This is a genomic window from Aminobacter sp. DSM 101952, assembly GCF_001424795.1.
Taxonomy (GTDB): domain Bacteria; phylum Pseudomonadota; class Alphaproteobacteria; order Rhizobiales; family Rhizobiaceae; genus Aminobacter; species Aminobacter aganoensis.
Map to the genome: position 1 here is coordinate 314,516 of NZ_LMCL01000031.1, position 17,505 is coordinate 332,020.

General features: G+C 63.6%; 17 protein-coding genes. 9 read left to right on the forward strand and 8 right to left on the reverse strand.

Going from position 1 to position 17,505, the window contains the following annotated elements; genetic code table 11:
* Positions 1 to 32: 32 nt before the first annotated feature.
* Together ASC75_RS19935 and ASC75_RS19940 are read right to left on the reverse strand one after the other, a co-directional pair.
* Positions 33 to 224, reverse strand: a complete 192-nt coding sequence (locus tag ASC75_RS19935; RefSeq protein ID WP_055979143.1) for a hypothetical protein — start codon at positions 222 to 224, stop codon at positions 33 to 35.
* 3 nt (positions 225 to 227) lie between these two features.
* The gene (locus ASC75_RS19940) at positions 228 to 752 is read right to left on the reverse strand and encodes a TetR/AcrR family transcriptional regulator (RefSeq protein ID WP_162244946.1); all 525 of its coding nucleotides are present in this window, start codon (positions 750 to 752) and stop codon (positions 228 to 230) included.
* A gap of 117 nt (positions 753 to 869) precedes the next feature.
* On the opposite strand from ASC75_RS19940, the gene ASC75_RS19945 reads away from it, so the two are divergent.
* Together ASC75_RS19945 and ASC75_RS19950 are read left to right on the forward strand one after the other, a co-directional pair.
* The gene (locus ASC75_RS19945; protein ID WP_055979299.1) at positions 870 to 1,238 is read left to right on the forward strand and encodes an ethanolamine utilization protein EutQ; all 369 of its coding nucleotides are present in this window, start codon (positions 870 to 872) and stop codon (positions 1,236 to 1,238) included.
* Positions 1,239 to 1,249: 11 nt separating this feature from the next.
* Positions 1,250 to 2,554: an FAD-binding oxidoreductase gene (locus tag ASC75_RS19950; protein ID WP_244487884.1), complete on the forward strand. Its 1,305-nt coding sequence runs from the start codon at positions 1,250 to 1,252 to the stop codon at positions 2,552 to 2,554.
* Positions 2,555 to 2,716: 162 nt separating this feature from the next.
* Here the strand turns inward: ASC75_RS19950 and ASC75_RS19955 are convergent, their stop codons facing one another.
* A complete protein-coding gene (locus tag ASC75_RS19955) occupies positions 2,717 to 3,178 on the reverse strand; it encodes an Lrp/AsnC family transcriptional regulator (RefSeq protein ID WP_055979152.1) in 462 nt (153 codons plus the stop codon).
* Between the two features lie 130 nt (positions 3,179 to 3,308).
* Between ASC75_RS19955 and ASC75_RS19960 the strand changes: the two genes are divergently transcribed.
* The 6 genes from ASC75_RS19960 (at position 3,309) to ASC75_RS19985 (ending at position 10,716) form a co-directional block, all read left to right on the forward strand.
* The gene (locus ASC75_RS19960; protein ID WP_055979155.1) at positions 3,309 to 4,577 is read left to right on the forward strand and encodes a thiamine pyrophosphate-dependent dehydrogenase E1 component subunit alpha; all 1,269 of its coding nucleotides are present in this window, start codon (positions 3,309 to 3,311) and stop codon (positions 4,575 to 4,577) included.
* Between the two features lies 1 nt (position 4,578).
* Positions 4,579 to 5,592 (forward strand): alpha-ketoacid dehydrogenase subunit beta, encoded by a 1,014-nt coding sequence (locus ASC75_RS19965; RefSeq protein WP_055979158.1) that lies wholly within the window; start codon positions 4,579 to 4,581, stop codon positions 5,590 to 5,592.
* Between the two features lies 1 nt (position 5,593).
* Positions 5,594 to 6,904 carry a dihydrolipoamide acetyltransferase family protein gene (locus ASC75_RS19970; RefSeq protein WP_055979160.1) on the forward strand — a complete coding sequence of 437 codons (1,311 nt, stop codon included), beginning with the start codon at positions 5,594 to 5,596 and terminating at the stop codon, positions 6,902 to 6,904.
* Positions 6,901 to 8,286, forward strand: a complete 1,386-nt coding sequence (gene lpdA / locus ASC75_RS19975; RefSeq protein WP_055979162.1) for a dihydrolipoyl dehydrogenase — start codon at positions 6,901 to 6,903, stop codon at positions 8,284 to 8,286. Before ASC75_RS19970 ends, lpdA begins: the two co-directional genes overlap by 4 nt.
* A 121-nt stretch (positions 8,287 to 8,407) precedes the next feature.
* Positions 8,408 to 9,592, forward strand: a complete 1,185-nt coding sequence (locus tag ASC75_RS19980) for an acetyl-CoA C-acyltransferase (RefSeq protein WP_184117351.1) — start codon at positions 8,408 to 8,410, stop codon at positions 9,590 to 9,592.
* On the forward strand, positions 9,589 to 10,716 hold the full coding sequence (locus ASC75_RS19985; protein ID WP_055979302.1) for an acyl-CoA dehydrogenase family protein: 1,128 nt from the start codon (positions 9,589 to 9,591) through the stop codon (positions 10,714 to 10,716). The genes ASC75_RS19980 and ASC75_RS19985 overlap by 4 nt, the downstream gene beginning before the upstream one ends.
* A gap of 84 nt (positions 10,717 to 10,800) precedes the next feature.
* Here the strand turns inward: ASC75_RS19985 and ASC75_RS19990 are convergent, their stop codons facing one another.
* The 5 genes from ASC75_RS19990 to ASC75_RS20010 all read right to left on the reverse strand — a co-directional run bounded on the left by ASC75_RS19990 (position 10,801) and on the right by ASC75_RS20010 (position 16,403).
* Positions 10,801 to 13,035 carry an arylsulfatase gene (locus tag ASC75_RS19990; RefSeq protein ID WP_055979169.1) on the reverse strand — a complete coding sequence of 745 codons (2,235 nt, stop codon included), beginning with the start codon at positions 13,033 to 13,035 and terminating at the stop codon, positions 10,801 to 10,803.
* A 65-nt stretch (positions 13,036 to 13,100) separates the two neighbouring features.
* A complete protein-coding gene (locus ASC75_RS19995) occupies positions 13,101 to 13,859 on the reverse strand; it encodes an ABC transporter permease (RefSeq protein ID WP_055979172.1) in 759 nt (252 codons plus the stop codon).
* Positions 13,859 to 14,674 carry an ABC transporter ATP-binding protein gene (locus tag ASC75_RS20000; RefSeq protein WP_055979174.1) on the reverse strand — a complete coding sequence of 272 codons (816 nt, stop codon included), beginning with the start codon at positions 14,672 to 14,674 and terminating at the stop codon, positions 13,859 to 13,861. Before ASC75_RS20000 ends, ASC75_RS19995 begins: the two co-directional genes overlap by 1 nt.
* An 11-nt stretch (positions 14,675 to 14,685) precedes the next feature.
* Positions 14,686 to 15,657 carry an ABC transporter substrate-binding protein gene (locus ASC75_RS20005; protein WP_055979177.1) on the reverse strand — a complete coding sequence of 324 codons (972 nt, stop codon included), beginning with the start codon at positions 15,655 to 15,657 and terminating at the stop codon, positions 14,686 to 14,688.
* Positions 15,654 to 16,403, reverse strand: coding sequence for a GntR family transcriptional regulator (locus tag ASC75_RS20010; protein ID WP_162244947.1), 750 nt, complete (start codon positions 16,401 to 16,403; stop codon positions 15,654 to 15,656). The genes ASC75_RS20005 and ASC75_RS20010 overlap by 4 nt, the downstream gene beginning before the upstream one ends.
* A 187-nt stretch (positions 16,404 to 16,590) precedes the next feature.
* Here ASC75_RS20010 and ASC75_RS20015 point away from each other — a divergent pair, with 187 nt between their 5' ends.
* On the forward strand, positions 16,591 to 17,448 hold the full coding sequence (locus tag ASC75_RS20015) for a formylglycine-generating enzyme family protein (protein ID WP_055979183.1): 858 nt from the start codon (positions 16,591 to 16,593) through the stop codon (positions 17,446 to 17,448).
* Positions 17,449 to 17,505 lie beyond the last annotated feature (57 nt).

Here is a 17,505-nt window from a genome sequence, read left to right on the forward strand (position 1 = left end):
GCACCAGGCTGCCGCGAACGGGCCAGTTTTGGTCACTGGGAAGAGGCAGTATCTGGCCCGTCGTTGCTCTTGTCTGGAATGCTGTCGCCTTCCCGGTCCTTTCGCCCGATGACTTTTTTGCGGAATTCCGCCTCTGCCAGTGAGTCCAGTTTTTCATCCGTGTACGTTTCGAAATAGGTCGCAACGTAGGCGAGCCGATCCGCCAGCGGCTCGCGAACATTCAACGCTTAGTATCCCATTTGTATGTAGTAGATGTTGTGGGCGCGAATGACGGCTTGCTGCTGGGGAAAGCCGTGGGCTGCGAATGTCGCAACCAGGGCCTCCATCCGCTGCTGGTTCGACGTCGCGATGATCGCCTGAAGCCTGGCATCGCCACGTGCCCAGTCGCGCACCGCAAAATCGAGTAACGGATCGAAGAGCTCGGGATCGAGCCAGCACATGAACAGAGGCAGGATGCGGTCCTGAAGCGTGTGCGGCAATGTCGCCGCACGGATGATGCTCGCCGTATTTGATTGCTCCCAGACGTCGAGCATGGCCTCGAGCAGTTCATTCCGGTCCTCGAAGTGCCAGTAGAAGCTGCCGCGCGTGACCCCAAGCAGCTCCGCCAGCCTGGTGATCCTCACTGCATCGACGCCGCTTTCGATCAGCACCTCCAGCGCCTTTTCCAGCCAATCCGCCCGCGTCAGCCGGGGCTGGGCGCGGTCCTCCTCAGCCTGGCTGCTGACACGCTCAATCACCTGGCGCTTTTTCATTTGACTGATCTGTACATATATGTACATAAATAGTTGTATGGTTCAGTACACATCTGTACGGGCATGTGCGATTTCTGTCTGCACCACAACAGACGGCATGGCAGGGGGAAGAGAAAGATGACGGATATCGACAAGGCGCCCGCGCGCCTGAACCGTTTTGCCGACCTCAGCTTTCAGCCTCGCTTCGCCTATCCTGAAATGGCCGATGTCGTGGAAGTCGCCGGCCTCGCCGATCGCAGCGAGCTTTCTGGCGGCTTTGCCCGATTTCGCGATGCGGATATCCCTTGGCAAGTCCAATACGACGAGCTGATCCTGGTCATTTCCGGGAAGTTTGCGGTCGAGACCCCACAGGGCCGGCTCGACGCCGGGCCGATAGACACGATCTGGCTGCCGGCCGGAACGCGGGTGCGTTACCTCGCGGCGAGTGCTCTCGTTTTTTACAGCCTGCAGCCCGCGAGCTGGGTCAATGCGGCTACTGCCGCATGACCCGGATCACATTGCTTCCCAAGGACGACCGCACGAATGGCTGGAGCGCCCTTTTGCCTTCGCGCCAAGCCAAGCCGTCGCTGTCCGGCGACATCGTTGCGGACTTCGTGGTGATCGGCGCGGGCTATGCTGGATTGGGCGCGGCGCGGCGTCTGGGTGAGCTCAGGCCACATGCGAAGATCGTGGTCTTCGACGCGCAGGAACTGGGCGAGGGCGCTTCAGGCCGGAATTCGGGCTTTGCCATCGATCTCCCGCACAATGTGGGCTCGTCTCTCGAAGAACTTGCCAAGGGCAAGGCCTACATGCGGCTTGCGAGAGCGGGGATCGCTTCGCTGCGCGACAGCGTGCAGCGTCATGGCATCGAGTGCGACTGGAGCGAGCAAGGCAAATACCACACGGCAAGTTCGGAGCGCGGCGCAGAGGAAATTCTGCTGCCCACTGTCGAGGAATTGAAGCGGCTGAACGAGCCGTATGAATGGCTCGACGCCGGGAAGACCGCCAAGCGACTGGGCACCAGCCATTTCGTGGCGTCGGTTTATACGCCGGGAACCGCGCTTCTCAATCCCGCGGCGATCAACCGGGGGCTGGGTGAGAACCTGCCCGAGAATGTCACTCTTTACGAGAACTGCCCCGTGCTCGAGGCCGATTTAGGCACGACGATCAGCCTGAAGACCGCGCACGGCTCGGTGCGCGCCCAAAAGGTCATCCTTGCCGTCAACGGACTGGCTATGCGCTTCGGATTCTGGAAGGGCAGGCTGTTGAATTTCGCAGCCCATGCAAGCCTGTCGCGCCGCCTGACTGCGGCTGAACAGGCCGCTCTGGGGAACATCGCGCCCTGGGGCTCGACGCCGGCAAATGCCTTTGCGGGCATTACCATGCGCTACACCAACGATCATCGCATCCTGATCCGGCAGAATATCCATTTCTGCCCGAGCCTGCGCCAGTCCGACGAGCGCCGGGCAAGGGTCGGAGCCGAACATCAACGCCTCTTCGACGATCGCTTTCCGATGCTCAAGGGCGTCACCATGGAGCGTACGTGGACTGGCTATATCTGCCTTTCGCGCAATGGCGCACCGGGCTTCGGACAGGTTGCTCCGAATGTCTGGAGCGCGGTCTGCCAGAACGCCGTCGGCGTCGCCAAGGGCACGATCAGCGGCCGGCTCGCCGCGGCAATGGCGCTTGGCGAGGATGATCCCCTGATTGCGGACATGATCAGCCTCGGCACCCCGGCGCCCGTTCCGCCTCGGCCCCTGCTCGATATCGGGGTGAGGGCGCGCTTTGCCTACGAGATTTTCAGGAACCGACACGAGGCCTGAGACGAGGGAGAACGACGATGAACGGCAAGACTGGAAGGCCGAACTGCCGCTCGCCGCGCTGGCTGGGTTTGCTTTAGAAGTCGAGCCGGCGTCGTGAGGGGCGACCGCCCGGCCTCTCGGACCCGGCATTCGGCCGTGGCAAGATAGAAGGTCGGCGGCCTGCTAGAACGGCAAGGCAGCCGAGTCCTTGACGACTTCAAGGATGACGGAGCTTTGCATCTCCCGGACCCCGGGCAGCGATACGAGCTTACCCTGCAGAAGTCGTTGATAGTGCTCGATGTCTCGCACCACGATCCTCAGGTAGAAGTCGAAATCTCCAAGAACCAGAAGCGCAATCTGGATCTCGGGAATGCTCCGCACGGCTTTCTTGAACGCTTCGAGAAGCGTGGCGTCGTGCCCTTGGAGCTTGATCCTCACGATGACCAGCGTGTCGAAGCCCAGCTTCTTGGCATCGAGGAGGGTCTGCTTGCCTTTGACGACCCCTTTTTCCTGGAGGATGGCGATCCGGCGCGAGCATGGGGATTGCGAGATGCCAGCCCGTTCGGCGATCTCGGTCACGGTCAGGTTTCCGTCGCTTTGCATCGCTCGAAGGATGCGCAAGTCCGTCTCATCGACAGTGTGCATGGTTCAGCCAATTTTTCCTATAAATGAAGATCATAAATGCACAAAGTAGCAGAATTCGGAGGAAGAAGGCAAAACATATGCGCGGCCTCAGTCTAGAAGACGTCGTGACAGATGTTCGATGGGGGAGAGGATGCAACCTGTTGTCTTGCCGGCAGCGCGGCGCGAAATAACCGCGGCAAAACTCAGTTTTCCGCGCCCGCCCGCGCGTCCTGACCAACCGCCGGATTTTTCCAACATTGTCGTGCCGCCGGCCGGTGCCTTGCCCGTGCCTCCCCTTGACATCGAGGCTCAAGATGCCCGGTCCTTTGCGGTCGGCATGGTCCGGGTGCTGGACGAAAACAGCCGGGCCGTTGGACCCTGGGCGGAATACCTGGGGGACGTTTCGGCCGAACAACTGCGGCTTGGCCTGCGCGACATGCTGAAGATGCGCGCCGTCGATCGGCGGATGCTGAATGCGCAACGTCAGGGCAAGACCTCGTTCTACCTGCAATGCACCGGAGAGGAGGCGATAGGCTGCGGTTTTCAGCGTCAGCTGGAACGGGGGGACATGAACTTCCCCACCTATCGCCAGCAAACATTGCTGATCGCAGCGGACTATCCGCTGGAATCGCTGATGGGGCAGCTGTACTCGAACGACCTCGACCCTCTGAAGGGGCGCCAACTGCCGATCATGCATTCGGCGCGCGACTATGGCTTCTTCTCGATTTCAGGCAATCTGGGCACGCAGTATGTGCAGGCGGTGGGCTGGGCCATGGCCGGCGCCCTGCGTGGCAACGGCAAGATTGCGGCCGGCTGGATCGGCGACGGGGCGACCGCCTCCAACGACTTCCACAGTGCGCTGTTGTCCGCTTCGGTCTACCTGCCGCCCGTCGTTCTGAATGTCGTGAACAACCAATGGGCCATTTCGACATATACCGGAACTGCGGCCGGCAAGAGCGAAACCTATGCGGCGCGCGCACTTGGGTACGGCATTCCGGCTTTGCGCGTGGATGGCAATGACTACCTGGCGGTGGCCGCCGTGTCGCGCTGGGCGATCGACCGCGCCCGTCAAGGATTCGGTCCGGTCTTGATCGAATGGTTTACTTACCGCGTCGCCGCTCACTCGACCTCGGATGATCCAACGGCCTACCGGCCGAAGGACGAGGCGCAAGCCTGGCCCCTCGGCGATCCGGTCGAGCGATTGAAGGCCCACCTGATCGTCCGTGGCGACTGGTCGGAAGAACGCCATGTGCAGGCCGAAGCCGAGATTCTCGACGAGGTCACCGCTATCCAGAAGGCGGTCGAGGCCCACGGCACCTTTGTCGATCCGCAGCCGATCTCGCCCGCCGAGATATTCCGGGGCGTCTATGCCGACTTGCCGGAGCATCTGCGGCGGCAGCGGCAGGAAATGGGGTGCTGACATGGCGCGAATGACCATGATAGAGGCGCTTCGCAGCGCCATGGACGTGAAGTTGATGGATGATCCATCGGTCATCGTCTTCGGCGAGGACGTTGGTTATTTCGGCGGTGTCTTCCGCTGCACGGCAGGGCTTCAGGCTCGCCATGGCGAGGAGCGTGTCTTCGACACCCCGATCAATGAAAGCGCCATCGTTGGTCTGGCCGTCGGCATGGCCGCGCAGGGGATGCGGCCATGCGTCGAGATCCAGTTCGCCGACTATGTCTTTCCGGCCTACGACCAGATCACCCAGGAGGCCGCGCGGCTGCGGCATCGCTCCAACGAACAGTTCACCTGTCCGCTGGTCGTGCGCATGCCCACGGGCGGTGGCATCTTCGGAGGCCAGACCCACAGCCAGAGCCCCGAGGCATTGTTCACCCATGTCGCCGGTCTGAAAGTGGTGATCCCGGCCACGCCCTACGACGCGAAGGGCCTGCTGATCTCCGCCATCGAAGACCCCGACCCGGTGATCTTCCTTGAGCCCAAGCGCATTTATAACGGCCCCTTTTTCGGAGACCATTCCGGCAAGTCGGTTCCCTGGTCATCTCATCCGGCGGGCGAGGTACCCGAAGGTCACTACACGGTGCCGCTGGGCAAAGCCGAGATCCGCCGTGCTGGTTCCGATGTCACCGTCCTCGCCTATGGCACGATGGTTCACGTCGCCGAGGCGGCCGCATCCGAAGCCGGCGTCGATGCCGAGATCATCGATTTGCGGACCCTGCTGCCGCTGGATGTGGAAACGATCCGCACGTCGGTTGAGAAAACCGGCCGCTGCGTCGTCGTCCACGAAGCAACACGCACCGGCGGCTTTGGCGGCGAACTGATCGCCGAGGTTCAGGAGGCCTGTTTCTGGCACCTGCGCGCGCCACTTCTGCGTGTGACGGGGTGGGACGCACCCTATCCGCACGCCCAGGAGTGGGATTATTTCCCGAGCCCAGCCCGTATCGCCCGAGCGCTGGTCCAGGTCATGGGGGATTGAAATGGGCATCAGCAACATCAAGGTTCCTGACGTCGGCGAAGGTGTGGCCGAGGTCGAATTGATCGAATGGCATGTCAAGCCGGGCGACCATATCCGCGAGGACGACGTCCTCGCCGCGGTGATGACCGACAAGGCGACTGTCGAGATTCCCAGTCTCTTCGGGGGGACCATCGTCTCGCTGGGCGGCGAAATCGGCGAGACGCTTCTGGTCGGGTCGGTCCTTGTCACGATCGAGCATGAGGGAGAAAGCCGGGTTTCGGCTGAGCCTTCGTCTGAAAAGGCGCCTCCCGTACCTCTGGCGACGGCCTCCGAGCCCAAACCGGCATCGGCAGAGCGGGATGAGAATCCGCCGGTTTCCGCGGCCCGACCCCTCCAATCTTCCGTCCCTCCGCCTGCCGGCACGGCCAGCGCGCCGCGTCCCGAAGGACAGCCACCGCTCGCGTCCCCCGCGGTTCGTGCCCGTGCCCGCAAGGCCGGGATCGATATTCGGCAAATGCGTGGAAGCGGCCCGGCCGGACGGATTGTCAATGCAGACCTGGATGCGGTGTTTGCGTCTTCCACGGCCGATGCCGCAGGCGCCGTGCCGCGTTCCGGCCGGGGACGGCGCCAGGGAAGCGAGACGATCCGCATTATCGGCCTGCGTCGCAAGATCGCTGACCGCATGGCTCTGGCCAATGCGCGCATCCCGCATATCACCGTGGTGGAGGAGGTCGACGTCACCGCACTGGAGGAACTTCGCGCCACGATGAACGCCACGCGTGGGGCCCGGCCGAAGCTGACGATGCTACCCTTCATGGCCGCCGCTTGTTGCCGTGCCCTGGTGGATCATCCCGAGATGAACGCGCATTTCGATGACGATGCCGGGATCGTGACGCGCCACAATCCAGTCCATATCGGCATCGCCACGATGACGGACAGCGGGCTTGTCGTTCCCGTCCTGCGCCATGCCGAGGCCTATGGCCCGTACGCCACGGCTGGCGAGATCGGGCGGCTCGCCGAAGCGGCTCGCACCGGCAAGGCCACCCGTGACGAGCTCACGGGCTCGACCATCACCATCAGTTCGCTGGGACCTCTTGGCGCGATTGCCACCACTCCGATCATCAACCACCCCGAGGTGGCGATCCTTGGCGTGAACAAGATGGCCGTTCGCCCGATGTGGGACGGCAGCCAGTTCGTGCCGCGCAAGATGATGAACATCTCTGCCAGCTTCGACCACCGGGTGATCGACGGCTGGGACGCCGCGAGATTCGTCCAGCGCATCAAGCAATTGCTGGAAGCGCCAGCTCTGATCTTCATGGAGGACGAGGCATGAAACGAGAGACTTGCAAGGTCCTGGTCATAGGGGCAGGGCCTGGCGGCTATGTCTGCGCCATTCGTGCCGGACAGTTGGGGCTGGACACGATTGTCGTCGAGGCACAAGCGCCTGGCGGCACCTGCCTGAACGTCGGCTGCATTCCCTCGAAAGCGCTGATCCACGCAGCGGACGCATTCTTCGCGGCGAGATCTCATTCGGCTGAGAACGCGCTCGGCATCTCCACATCCGTGCCCACCATTAACCTCGCGCGCACCGTTGCTTGGAAGGACGGGATCGTCGATCGCCTGACGGGCGGCGTGTCGGCCCTCCTGCGAAAGGCCAAGGTGCGTGTCGTCAACGGTCATGCGCGCATCATCGACGGCAAGGCGGTCGAGGTCGACGGCGTCGATGGCCCGATCAGGATCCAGACGGAGAACCTGATCATCGCGACCGGATCGCAGCCGCTGTCGATCCCCGCCCTGCCTTTCGGCGGCGATGTCCTGTCGTCGACGGACATTCTCTCGTTGTCGAAGGTGCCGTCGCGTCTCGCCGTGGTCGGAGGCGGATATATCGGGTTGGAAATCGGCACCGCCATGGCAAAACTCGGTGCCGACGTGACAGTGATCGAGGCCGGGCCGCGCATCCTGCCACAATATGATGCTGAACTGACCCGACCCGTGGCGGCACGGCTCAAGGCACTGGGCGTCACGGTGCTGACCGACGCGAATGCCGAAGGCTTTGCAGATGGCCGCGTGACGCTGGCAACGGTTGATGGCCGGCAGGAAATCGCGGCAGACAAGGTGCTGGTCACCGCGGGCCGCACGGCGGTTATCGACGGTTTCGGCCTTGAGGGTCTGGGACTCGACATGCAAGGCCGCTTCATTGCCGTGGATGACGGTTGCCGCACCTCAATGCGCGGCGTCTGCGCCATCGGCGACGTTACAGGTGATCCAATGCTGGCCCACCGCGCCATGGCGCAAGGCGAGATGGTCGCTGAAATTATCGCCGGTGAGCTTCGCGTCTGGGACAAGCGCGCCATTCCGGCGGTTTGCTTCACCGATCCCGAGATTGTCACTGTTGGCCTGTCGCCCGACGAGGCCCACGCCAAGGGACAGAAGGTTATCAGCGGTCTCTTCCCCTTCGCCGCCAATGGCCGGGCGATGACTGCCGATGACGAGGCGGGCTTCATCCGCGTCACCGCACGTGAAGATACGCACGAGGTTGTGGGCATCCAGGCGGTCGGCGCCGGTGTGGCCGAGATGGCCGGCGGCTTCGCGCTTGCGCTGGAAATGTGCGCCCTGATCGAGGACATCACCGGTACCATTCACGCCCATCCGACACGTGGCGAGGCCCTGCACGAGGCCAGCCTGCGTGCCTTGGGCCATGCGCTGCATATTTGAGATCTGCGAATATCGTCAGCGATCGGCGATCGCATGACCGCAGCTCTCAAACTCACCCGAGGCTCAGCTCAATTTTCGTGCGAGGATCGCGATAGTGACCACCCGCCAAAGTAAGGAGATCATCATGGACAAGGACCCGATCGTCATCACCGGCTTGGCCCGCACCCCGTTGGGTGGTTTCCAGGGCGATTTCGCAGGCGTCGATGCCCCAACGCTGGGCGCCACCGCCATCACGGCTGCCCTGAATGGGCTGGAGCCCGGCGCGGTGCAGGAAATCATCATGGGCTGCGTCCTGCCGGCCGGCCAGGGCCAGGCTCCGGCGCGGCAGGCAGCGCTGAAGGCCGGGCTGCCGCTGGGCGCGGGGGCGACAACGGTGAACAAGATGTGCGGTTCGGGCATGAAGGCGGTGATGCTGGGCCATGACGCGATCCAGGCCGGTTCCGCCGAAATCGTTGTCGCGGGCGGCATGGAGAGCATGTCGAACGCGCCCTATCTGCTGCCCAAGGCGCGCGCAGGCTATCGCATGGGGCATGGCCAGGTGCTGGACCACATGTTTCTGGACGGGCTCGAGGACGCCTACGAAAAGGGTCGGCTGATGGGCACCTTCGCCGAAGATTGCGCCGGGGCATATCAGTTTACCCGCGAGGAACAGGACGCGTTCGCCATCGCATCACTGACCCGGGCCCAGGCGGCAATCGCCGAAGGACGTTTCGCGGCCGAAATCGCGCCGGTATCGGTGGCGTCGCGCGCCGGCGTGGCCGTCGTCAGCGTCGACGAGCAGCCGGGCAAGGCGCGGATCGACAAGATCCCGACGCTGAAGCCTGCATTCCGCGAGGGCGGAACGGTGACGGCGGCGAATTCTTCCTCGATTTCGGACGGGGCGGCTGCGCTGGTGTTGATGCGCGCCTCGGAAGCAGAGCGGCGCGGGCTGACCCCCCGTGCGCGTATCCTTGGCCATGCCACTTATGCCGACAGGCCGAACCTGTTCCCGACCGCGCCCATTGGCGCCATCCGCAAGCTGCTTGAGCGGACCGGGACGCAACTCGGCGATTTCGACCTGTTCGAGGTGAACGAGGCCTTCGCCGTGGTCGCCATGGCGACGATGCGCGACCTGGGCCTGCCGCATGAGGTGGTGAACATCCATGGCGGCGCCTGTGCGCTGGGTCATCCCATCGGCGCTTCGGGCGCGCGAGTGTTGGTCACGCTGCTGGCAGCGCTGGAAAGCCATGGGCAAAGGCGCGGCGTTGCCTCGCTGTGCATCGGCGGCGGCGAGGCCACGGCCGTCGCCATCGAAAGGATGATCTGATGCTCACCGAGGAACAGGAACAGATCCGCGAGGCTGTTCGACAGTTCGCACAGGAGCGGCTGCTGCCCGGTGCGGCGCAACGCGACCGTGACCATGCCTTTCCGCGTGCCGAACTGACCGAGATGGGGGAGTTGGGGTTTCTTGGCATGCTGGTGTCCGAGACGTATGGCGGTTCGGAAACCGGCATGGTCGCCTATGCGCTGGCGCTGGAAGAGATCGCGGCGGCGGATGGGGCGTGCTCGACCATCGTGTCGGTACACAGTTCCGTAGGCTGCACGCCGATCCTGCGCTTCGGGACCGACGAACAAAAATCACGCTTCCTGCCCAGGATGGCGAGCGGCGAGTGGATTGGCGGCTTCGCCCTCACCGAGCCACAGGCGGGATCGGACGCATCGGCGTTGAAGACCCGCGCCCGGCGCGAGGGCGACCACTACGTCATCGACGGCGCCAAGCAATTCATCACTTCTGGCCGAAACGGCTCGGTGGTGATCGTCTTTGCGGTGACCGATCCCGCAGTGGGCAAGAAGGGGATCTCGGCCTTCATCGTGCCGACCGACACGCCGGGATACGAGGTCGTCTCGGTCGAGCACAAGCTGGGCCAGAACGGCTCGGACACCTGCGCGCTGGCCTTCGCCGACATGCGGGTGCCGGTCGAGAACCGGTTGGGCGCCGAAGGCGACGGCTACCGGATCGCGCTCTCCAACCTCGAGGGCGGCCGCATCGGCATCGCCGCGCAGGCTGTAGGCATGGCGCGCGGCGCCTATGAGGCGGCGTTGAGCTATGCAAAGGAGCGCATCACCTTCGGCAAGCCGATCATCGAGCATCAGGCGGTGGCCTTCAGGCTCGCCGACATGGCCACGCAGATCGACGCGGCGCGGCTCATGGTGCTCCGCGCGGCTATGCTGCGCGAGGCGGGCAAGCCCTGCCTGACCGAAGCCAGCATGGCCAAGCTCTTCGCTTCCGAAATGGCGGAAAAGGTCTGCTCTGCGGCGATCCAGATCCATGGCGGCTACGGCTATCTCGCGGATTACCCGGTCGAGCGGATCTATCGCGACGTGCGTGTTTGCCAGATCTACGAGGGCACCAGCGAGGTGCAGCGCCTCGTCATCGCCCGCGGCCTCTAGACGGTGGCGGGCGCAGGGACTGCGCCCGCCTTTCGGAACGAATGCGATCTCGCAAGCTGCGTGGTGCTTTAGCCCCTAAGTTGGTCAATCCACATCTAGGCTCGCCGGCATGACGTCGCGATCCTGGCCGATGGCGTAGTCGATACGCATGATCCGCCCGGCAAAATCCGGGTTCGTCCGTCGCTTCGGGTCGACCGGCTCGGCATTGCTGCGCCCAAACATCAGGGGTGACAGCGAAAGCCTGAGCAGTGTCCGTTCGAATAGGTGCGAGCCTGCCGGCCGCCCATCGACGATCAGGCTGCCGCGCCCCTTGAGCGTCCCCGTCTTCTCGAACTCGAAGGCGATGGTCGCTGCACCGAGCGGGATCTCTAGGTCCGAAACGATGCGGCTGACTTCAAAACCGGCGTAGTTGTAGGTGTAGACCAACCGGTTATCGATGATGTCGATGGCATAGCCGCCGTGGCAACTGCCGAAGCAGACCAGCGCGCCCCCTTGGTTCGCATCGTCGCGCTCGATCTGGATCGTGATGCGATGCGAGACATCCTGGGTCATCGGCGCTGCCTCCGCCGGGATGGAGGAGGTCGGCGGGAAGAAGCTGCATTCGTTGCGCCAGCGCGGCGCGCCGGGCCGGTAGGGCGGCTTGAACAGCACGTCGCTGTCGTCGAGCGGCATGACGCCGTAGCGACCGGCCTCCGCCCACCAGCGCTCCTTCATCTCGGCCAGCTTTTCCGGCATTTCCACGGAGAGATCGCGAAGCTCGGAGAAATCTTCGTCGAGGTGATAGAGTTCCCAGTGCTCGTTGTCGAAATCGCTTCCGGCTTTGTGTTGCGTCACCGCCTTCCAGCCGCGGTGCCAGATGCTGCGATGCCCGTACATTTCAAAGTACTGCGACTGCTTTTCGGTTGCCGCATCGGGCGCATCGAACGAATAGCCGAAGCTCTCGCCGTGGATCGGCATCTGCGCCACGCCGTTGATCGTCTCGGGCGCGGCGACATTGCAAAGCTGCATGATTGTCGGCGTGATGTCGGTGACATGGGTGAACTGTGCACGAATCCCGCCCTTGTCGGCGATGCCGGCAGGCCAGGAGAAGATCATGGGATCGCGCACGCCGCCGCCATGGGTGAAGCTCTTGTAGAGCTTGAGCGGGGTGTTGGAGGCTTGTGCCCAGCCCCAGGGGTAGTTGCCGGAACTGCGCGCCGAGCCGATTTCGGCCATGCGCTCGCCCGAGACCGAATAGTCCTCGGGCAAGCGGTTGAACCAGCGCAGCACGTTCGTCGTGCCGTCCGGGTCGCAGTCGGTGGAGGCCCCGTTGTCGGAGATGAGGACAATGATCGTGTTGTCGCGGATGCCGGTGCGGTCGAGGAAATCGAGCAGCTTGCCGAACGCAGCGTCGGTGTGGTCGAGCAGCGCCGCATAGGCCTCCTGCATGCGCTCCGACACTTCGCGCTCATCTGCGGCAAGCTCCTCCCAGGCGCGCACGCCGGGGTTCGGCTGGGGCAGTTCGGTACTTTCGGGCACCAGCCCCATCGCCTTTTGCTTGACCAGCCTGCGGACGCGTTCCTCGTCCCAGCCATCGGCGAAGCGGCCGCGGTATTTTGCCAGTGCCGGCTCGGGCGCCTGGTGCGGGAAATGCCCGGCGCCGTAGCAAAGGTAGAGGAAGAACGGCTTGTCCGGCCAGATTGCCATCTTGTCGGCGATGTAGCGCACCGCCCGGTTCGAAAGGTCGTCGGACAGGTGGTAGCCCTGTTCAGGCGTCGCCGGCGGCGAAACCTGCTGGTTGTCCTGGCAGAGTTCGGGGTGGAACTGGTCGGTGCTGCCGTTCATGAAGCCGTAGAAACGCTCGAAACCGCGCCCGAGCGGCCACTGGTCGAAGGGGCCGGCAGCATTGGCGTTCTCGGTCGGCGCGAGGTGCCACTTGCCGACTGCATATGTCGCGTAGCCTTGTTGCTTGAGCATTTCGGCCAGCGTTCCCGCGCGATGGCTGATCGCGCCGCGGCCGGAGGGCCAGCCCATGTCGGCGTTCGCGAGATAGCGCATGCCGACGGAGTGATGGTTGCGCCCGGTGAGAAGGCACGCGCGCGTCGGCGAGCACAGCGTCGTCGTATGGAAATTGCTGTAGCGCAGGCCGTTGTTGGCGAGCGAATCGAAATTCGGCGTATCGATGGACGAGCCGAAGCAGCCGAGATCTGAATAGCCCACGTCGTCGAGCACGACATAGATCACGTTCGGCTTGCCAGCCGGGCCTGTCGGGATGTCTGCGTAGTCGCGTGCGGATTCGTGGTGCGTACGGCCAATGCGTCCGCGAAATTCGGAAGTCATGAACCAGTCCCAAGTCTGAGAGATGACGGCCGGACCCAAGTGAGGCCAGGTCCGGCCCGATTTGATCAATAGCCTGTGACGCCGCGCAAATAGCGCTTGAGCAGGGTGCGCCCGAGGAGCCGCCACAGGCGGTCAGTGGCGAAACCCAGGAGGCCGAGCACGATGATGGCCGCAAACATCCAGTCCACCTGGAAGTAGAGGCGCGAGGTCCAGATGATGTATCCGAGGCCCGCGTCGGCGGCGAGCATTTCGGCCGCCGCGATCACCAGGAAGGACGAGGCAAGCGCCAGCCGCATGCCGACATAGATCGAGGGCAGGCAGGCCGGGATCATCACCCGGAAGAACACCTGTCGTTCGTTGGCGCCAAGGCAGCGCGCGGCGTTCAGCTTGTCCTGCGAGATCGAGGACACGCCGCTTGCCGTATTGACCATCACGATGAAGGCCGTCGCGTAGGCGATCAGGATGATCTTCGACATCTCGCCCACGCCGAACCAGATGATGAACAGCGTCACCAGCGCGATCGCCGGAACGAAGCGGAAGAAGTGGATGAACGGGTCGACCAGGTGACGGGCCACCGGCGAGACGCCGACTGCCAGGCCGATCGGTATGGCGATGGCGCTGCCGACGAGCCAGCCTGAGAGAATGCGCATCATCGACACCAGCACCGACTGGCCGAGCGTGCCTTCTTCCAGCATCTGTCCTGCGCCCTTGAGGACTGCCAGCGGGGCGGGCAGGAACATCGGGTCGACCAGCCAGGTCGAGGCGATCTGCCAGACGATCAGGACGGTGGCGACGCTCAGCGCCGACCATGCATAGGATGGCATCAGTTTTGCTCCCATTGCGAAGCCGCCTCCCTTTCGATGTCGCCCTCGATCGCCTTCACGGCGTCGGCGAAACGGCTGTCGAGGTCGTCGCGCGGGTAGGGCAGGTCGATGTCGTAGATGCGGGTGATGTTGGCGCGCGGTCCCCGGCTCATGACAGCGACACGCTGGCCGAGCAGCACCGCTTCGCGGATATCGTGCGTGACATAGACCATGGTGCAGCCGGTCTCGCGCCAGATTCGCGTCAGTTCTTTCTGCAGCACGCGGCGCGTCAGCGCGTCGAGCGCAGCGAACGGCTCGTCGAACAGGATCAGTTCCGGTTCGGCGGCAAGGGTGCGGGCGATCTGTACGCGTTGTTTCATGCCGCCCGAGAGTTCGTGCGGGAACTTTGCCTCGTGTCCGCGCAGGCCAACGAGGTCGATGTAATGCTGCGCGATTGTCCGGCACTCGGAACGCGACTTGCCGGCCACGCTGGGCCCAAAGCCGATGTTCTCCGCGACCGTCAGCCATTGGAACAACGGTTCCTCGATCGACTGGAACACCATGCCGCGCCGGCGGTCCGGTCCGTCGATGACGTTGCCATTGGCAAGGACGCGACCCTCGGTCTGCTTCTCGGTCCCGGCGACGATCTTCAGCAAGGTTGATTTGCCCGAGCCGCTGGGGCCGACGAGCACGAAGAATTCTCCCTGCGGCACGGTAACCGAGAGGTTGGCGAGGATCAGTTCGCTGCCGGCCTTCTGACCGGGATAGGCCATGCCGACCTTGTCGAAGACCACCGCCGGCGTCGGAGGGGTCTCGCTTGTTGGGCTGTTTGTCATGGTCGTATCGCTCAATTGTCCAGCTTGACCAGGTCGGGGGCCGCTTCCTTCAGGTATTTCGGGTTGACGCCCGTTTCGAAGGTCACTGGCTGCGACTTGGTCTTCACGAGGAAGTCTGCAACTTCCTGGAAGCCGCGACGCTCATAGTCCGTCAGCGCCAGCGCGAACTCGTTGTAGTCGAGAAGCTCGCGCACGGTGTCGCGCGGCGCGCGCGTATTCTTGGCGATGATGGCGGCAGCCTCGTCCTTGTTGGCCGTGATGAAAGCGCTTGCCTCGTTGAGCGCACGCAGCGTCGCCACCGTCAGTTCGGGGTGCTTTTCGGTGAAATCGGTCTGGGCAGCGATATACGCGCTGCTGTTGCGCTTGGCGGCCGCGTCGTCGGTCAGCACGTAGCGCTCGCCGCCATCGATAGACTTTTGAGTGCCGTCGGCCCAGACGAATGCCGCGTCGATGCGGCCGGAGCGGAGGGACGCGACGATTTCGAGCAGGCTGGTGAAGCCGACGATCTCGACCTTGTCCTCGGCGATGCCATTCTCTTCGAGGTATTTCATCGTGACCAGGTGCTGAGCCGTGCCGGCGGCAATGCCCAGCTTCTTGCCGACCAGGTCCTTGGCTTCCTTGATCTCGTTGCTGACGACCAGCTTGTGGAAGCCCGGCGTCGAATGAAAAATCCCGGCAAGCACGGTCAGCTTGCCGCCCTGGATGCGCGAGACGATCGGAAAGTCGAGCCCCACCGCCATGTCGGCGCGGCCGATCAGCAGTGCGTCGATCGCCTCGACGCCGGTGGCGAAGGTGGTGATCTGCGGATCGATCCCTTCCTTCTCGAAGAAGCCTTTTTCCTTGGCGACCCAGATCTGGGAGCCGGTGGTATAGGCGTCGACGCCGAAGCGTACGGGTTGGAGGGTCTGCGCCCCGGCCATTTGTGCCGAGAACAGCCACAGGCTGGACGCAAGGCCGAGGGCAGTCTTGGTAAATCGGGTCATTTCGGTTCGTCCTCCGGCGAAGGGGCTGCATTGCCCTGGAAATGAACGGGAGAGAGAGCCATCACCTGATGGCTGTTGAGAAGGTGGGGGACCATCCACGAGCGCGAGGCCAGCGGCACGCTGCCGTCGCCCGAGTGCACGAGGGCTGTGCTCCACAGGAGCGCGTCTCCCTCGTTGACCTGAAGCAGTTCGGCGATTTCGTCGGTCGCGTTGATCGCCGACGTGCGTGTCGACAGCGACGCGCCATCGACGACCGTGAACGGCGCGATGGCAGCGAGTGCGTCATGCTCGGTGGTCTGGTTGAAGGCACTCGGCGGAATGCTGCGTGCCAGATAATGGTCGACGAGAATGCATGGCTGGTCGTTGGCCAGGAACAGCCAGCGCAGGCGCTGGGTTGGCTTCTCTGCCGCCAGGCCAAAGATGACGGCGATCTCCTTGGGGGCGATCACCTGATCGCGCAGGACCTCGCGAAAGGACGCTTTCATGCCCGCCTTTTCGATCAGGTTCCAGAACCCGGCCGAGCCTGTCAGGGCGTTGAGAATGGGCGGGTTGGCGATGAACGTGCCGACGCCGTGCTTGTTCTTGAGCAGGCCCTTGGCCATCAGGTCGGCATAGGCTTCACGCAGAGAATTGCGGCTGAGGCCGAGTATCCGCGAAATGTCCACTTCCGCGGGCAGGCGATCTCCTGCGACCAGCTTTTGCTGGCGAATGTACTGCATGACGCGCTCGGTGGCAGATCCTGACATCGTTCTTTCCTCCAAGAGGTAGGACGTCCTACCTTTACGTGTTATCGAGAAAGAGTCAAATTCCACGATCCCAGTTTTTCGACAGGACCGCGTCATGGCTTGTTGCACTCCGGGTCGGTCCGCAGTCGATCGTCCCCAGGAACAAATCTCTGCTCCCGTCTCGCTTGCGGCGGGCGGCCATCCGGACATGGCGCGAATCCCCGCTGGGAGCTGGCTGCTCGGCGAGGACCGGGCTTTCGCCAATCCCGATGACGGGGAGGGGCCGGTGAGGTATGTCGATCTGCCCGCTTTTCTCATCGACAAGACCGCGGTGACAAACGAGGCCTTCGCATCGTTCGTCAGTGCCACCGGTTATGTCACGGAGGCAGAGCGTCTCGGATGGTCGTTCGTCTTCATCGCCCAGGCGCACCCGGAGGCCGCTGTCGTGGCGGGCGCAGACGCGCGCGCGCCGGAGTGGTGGCTCCCTGTTCGCGGCGCCTGCTGGCACGCGCCTGATGGGGAAGGCTCCTCCCTGCATGGGTTGCGCGATCATCCCGTCGTTCATGTCTCGTGGAATGACGCCGCCGCCTTTGCCGGCTTCGTCGGCAAGCGCCTGCCCACGGAAGTTGAATGGGAAGCGGCGGCGCGGGGTGGCCTGCAGAGGGCCGTCTACACCTGGGGCGACGGCCTCCATCCTGGCGGGCGCCACATGTGCAACATCTGGCAGGGGCGCTTTCCGCTCAACAACACGGCCGACGACGGTTACCTCGCGACAGCGCCGGCGCGGAGTTTTCCGCCCAACGGCTTCGGCCTCTACAACATGCTCGGCAATGTATGGGAGTGGACTGCTTCGCCGTGGTCGAACGAGGCACCCGGATTGATGGCAATGCGCGGCGGTTCGTATCTTTGCCACGCGAGCTATTGCGACCGTTATCGGGTTGCAGCCCGGACCTGCAACCATTTTGGCGCCACGTCGAGCCATCTGGGTTTTCGCTGTGCGGGCGACCTCCAGACGCATTCTTCGCGCGCTTCGGCGCGTGGTGGCGACCATAACCACATGGAATGAGTTCGCAGAAGCATGTTATGGTGTGGAGCCGCTGGACGCGGTCTATCCTCGCCGAGA

Bases quoted from the DNA above. Each gene is read 5' to 3' on its own strand.
- ASC75_RS20015 (WP_055979183.1), top strand. From the start codon at position 16,591: ATGGCGCGAATCCCCGCTGGGAGCTGGCTGCTCGGCGAGGACCGGGCT.
- ASC75_RS19940 (WP_162244946.1), bottom strand. From the start codon at position 752: ATGAAAAAGCGCCAGGTGATTGAGCGTGTCAGCAGCCAGGCTGAGGAG.
- ASC75_RS19965 (WP_055979158.1), top strand. From the start codon at position 4,579: ATGGCGCGAATGACCATGATAGAGGCGCTTCGCAGCGCCATGGACGTG.
- ASC75_RS19945 (WP_055979299.1), top strand. From the start codon at position 870: ATGACGGATATCGACAAGGCGCCCGCGCGCCTGAACCGTTTTGCCGAC.
- ASC75_RS20000 (WP_055979174.1), bottom strand. From the start codon at position 14,674: ATGACAAACAGCCCAACAAGCGAGACCCCTCCGACGCCGGCGGTGGTC.
- ASC75_RS20010 (WP_162244947.1), bottom strand. From the start codon at position 16,403: ATGTCAGGATCTGCCACCGAGCGCGTCATGCAGTACATTCGCCAGCAA.
- ASC75_RS19970 (WP_055979160.1), top strand. From the start codon at position 5,594: ATGGGCATCAGCAACATCAAGGTTCCTGACGTCGGCGAAGGTGTGGCC.
- ASC75_RS20005 (WP_055979177.1), bottom strand. From the start codon at position 15,657: ATGACCCGATTTACCAAGACTGCCCTCGGCCTTGCGTCCAGCCTGTGG.
- ASC75_RS19995 (WP_055979172.1), bottom strand. From the start codon at position 13,859: ATGCCATCCTATGCATGGTCGGCGCTGAGCGTCGCCACCGTCCTGATC.
- lpdA (WP_055979162.1), top strand. From the start codon at position 6,901: ATGAAACGAGAGACTTGCAAGGTCCTGGTCATAGGGGCAGGGCCTGGC.
- ASC75_RS19960 (WP_055979155.1), top strand. From the start codon at position 3,309: ATGCAACCTGTTGTCTTGCCGGCAGCGCGGCGCGAAATAACCGCGGCA.
- ASC75_RS19955 (WP_055979152.1), bottom strand. From the start codon at position 3,178: ATGCACACTGTCGATGAGACGGACTTGCGCATCCTTCGAGCGATGCAA.
- ASC75_RS19990 (WP_055979169.1), bottom strand. From the start codon at position 13,035: ATGACTTCCGAATTTCGCGGACGCATTGGCCGTACGCACCACGAATCC.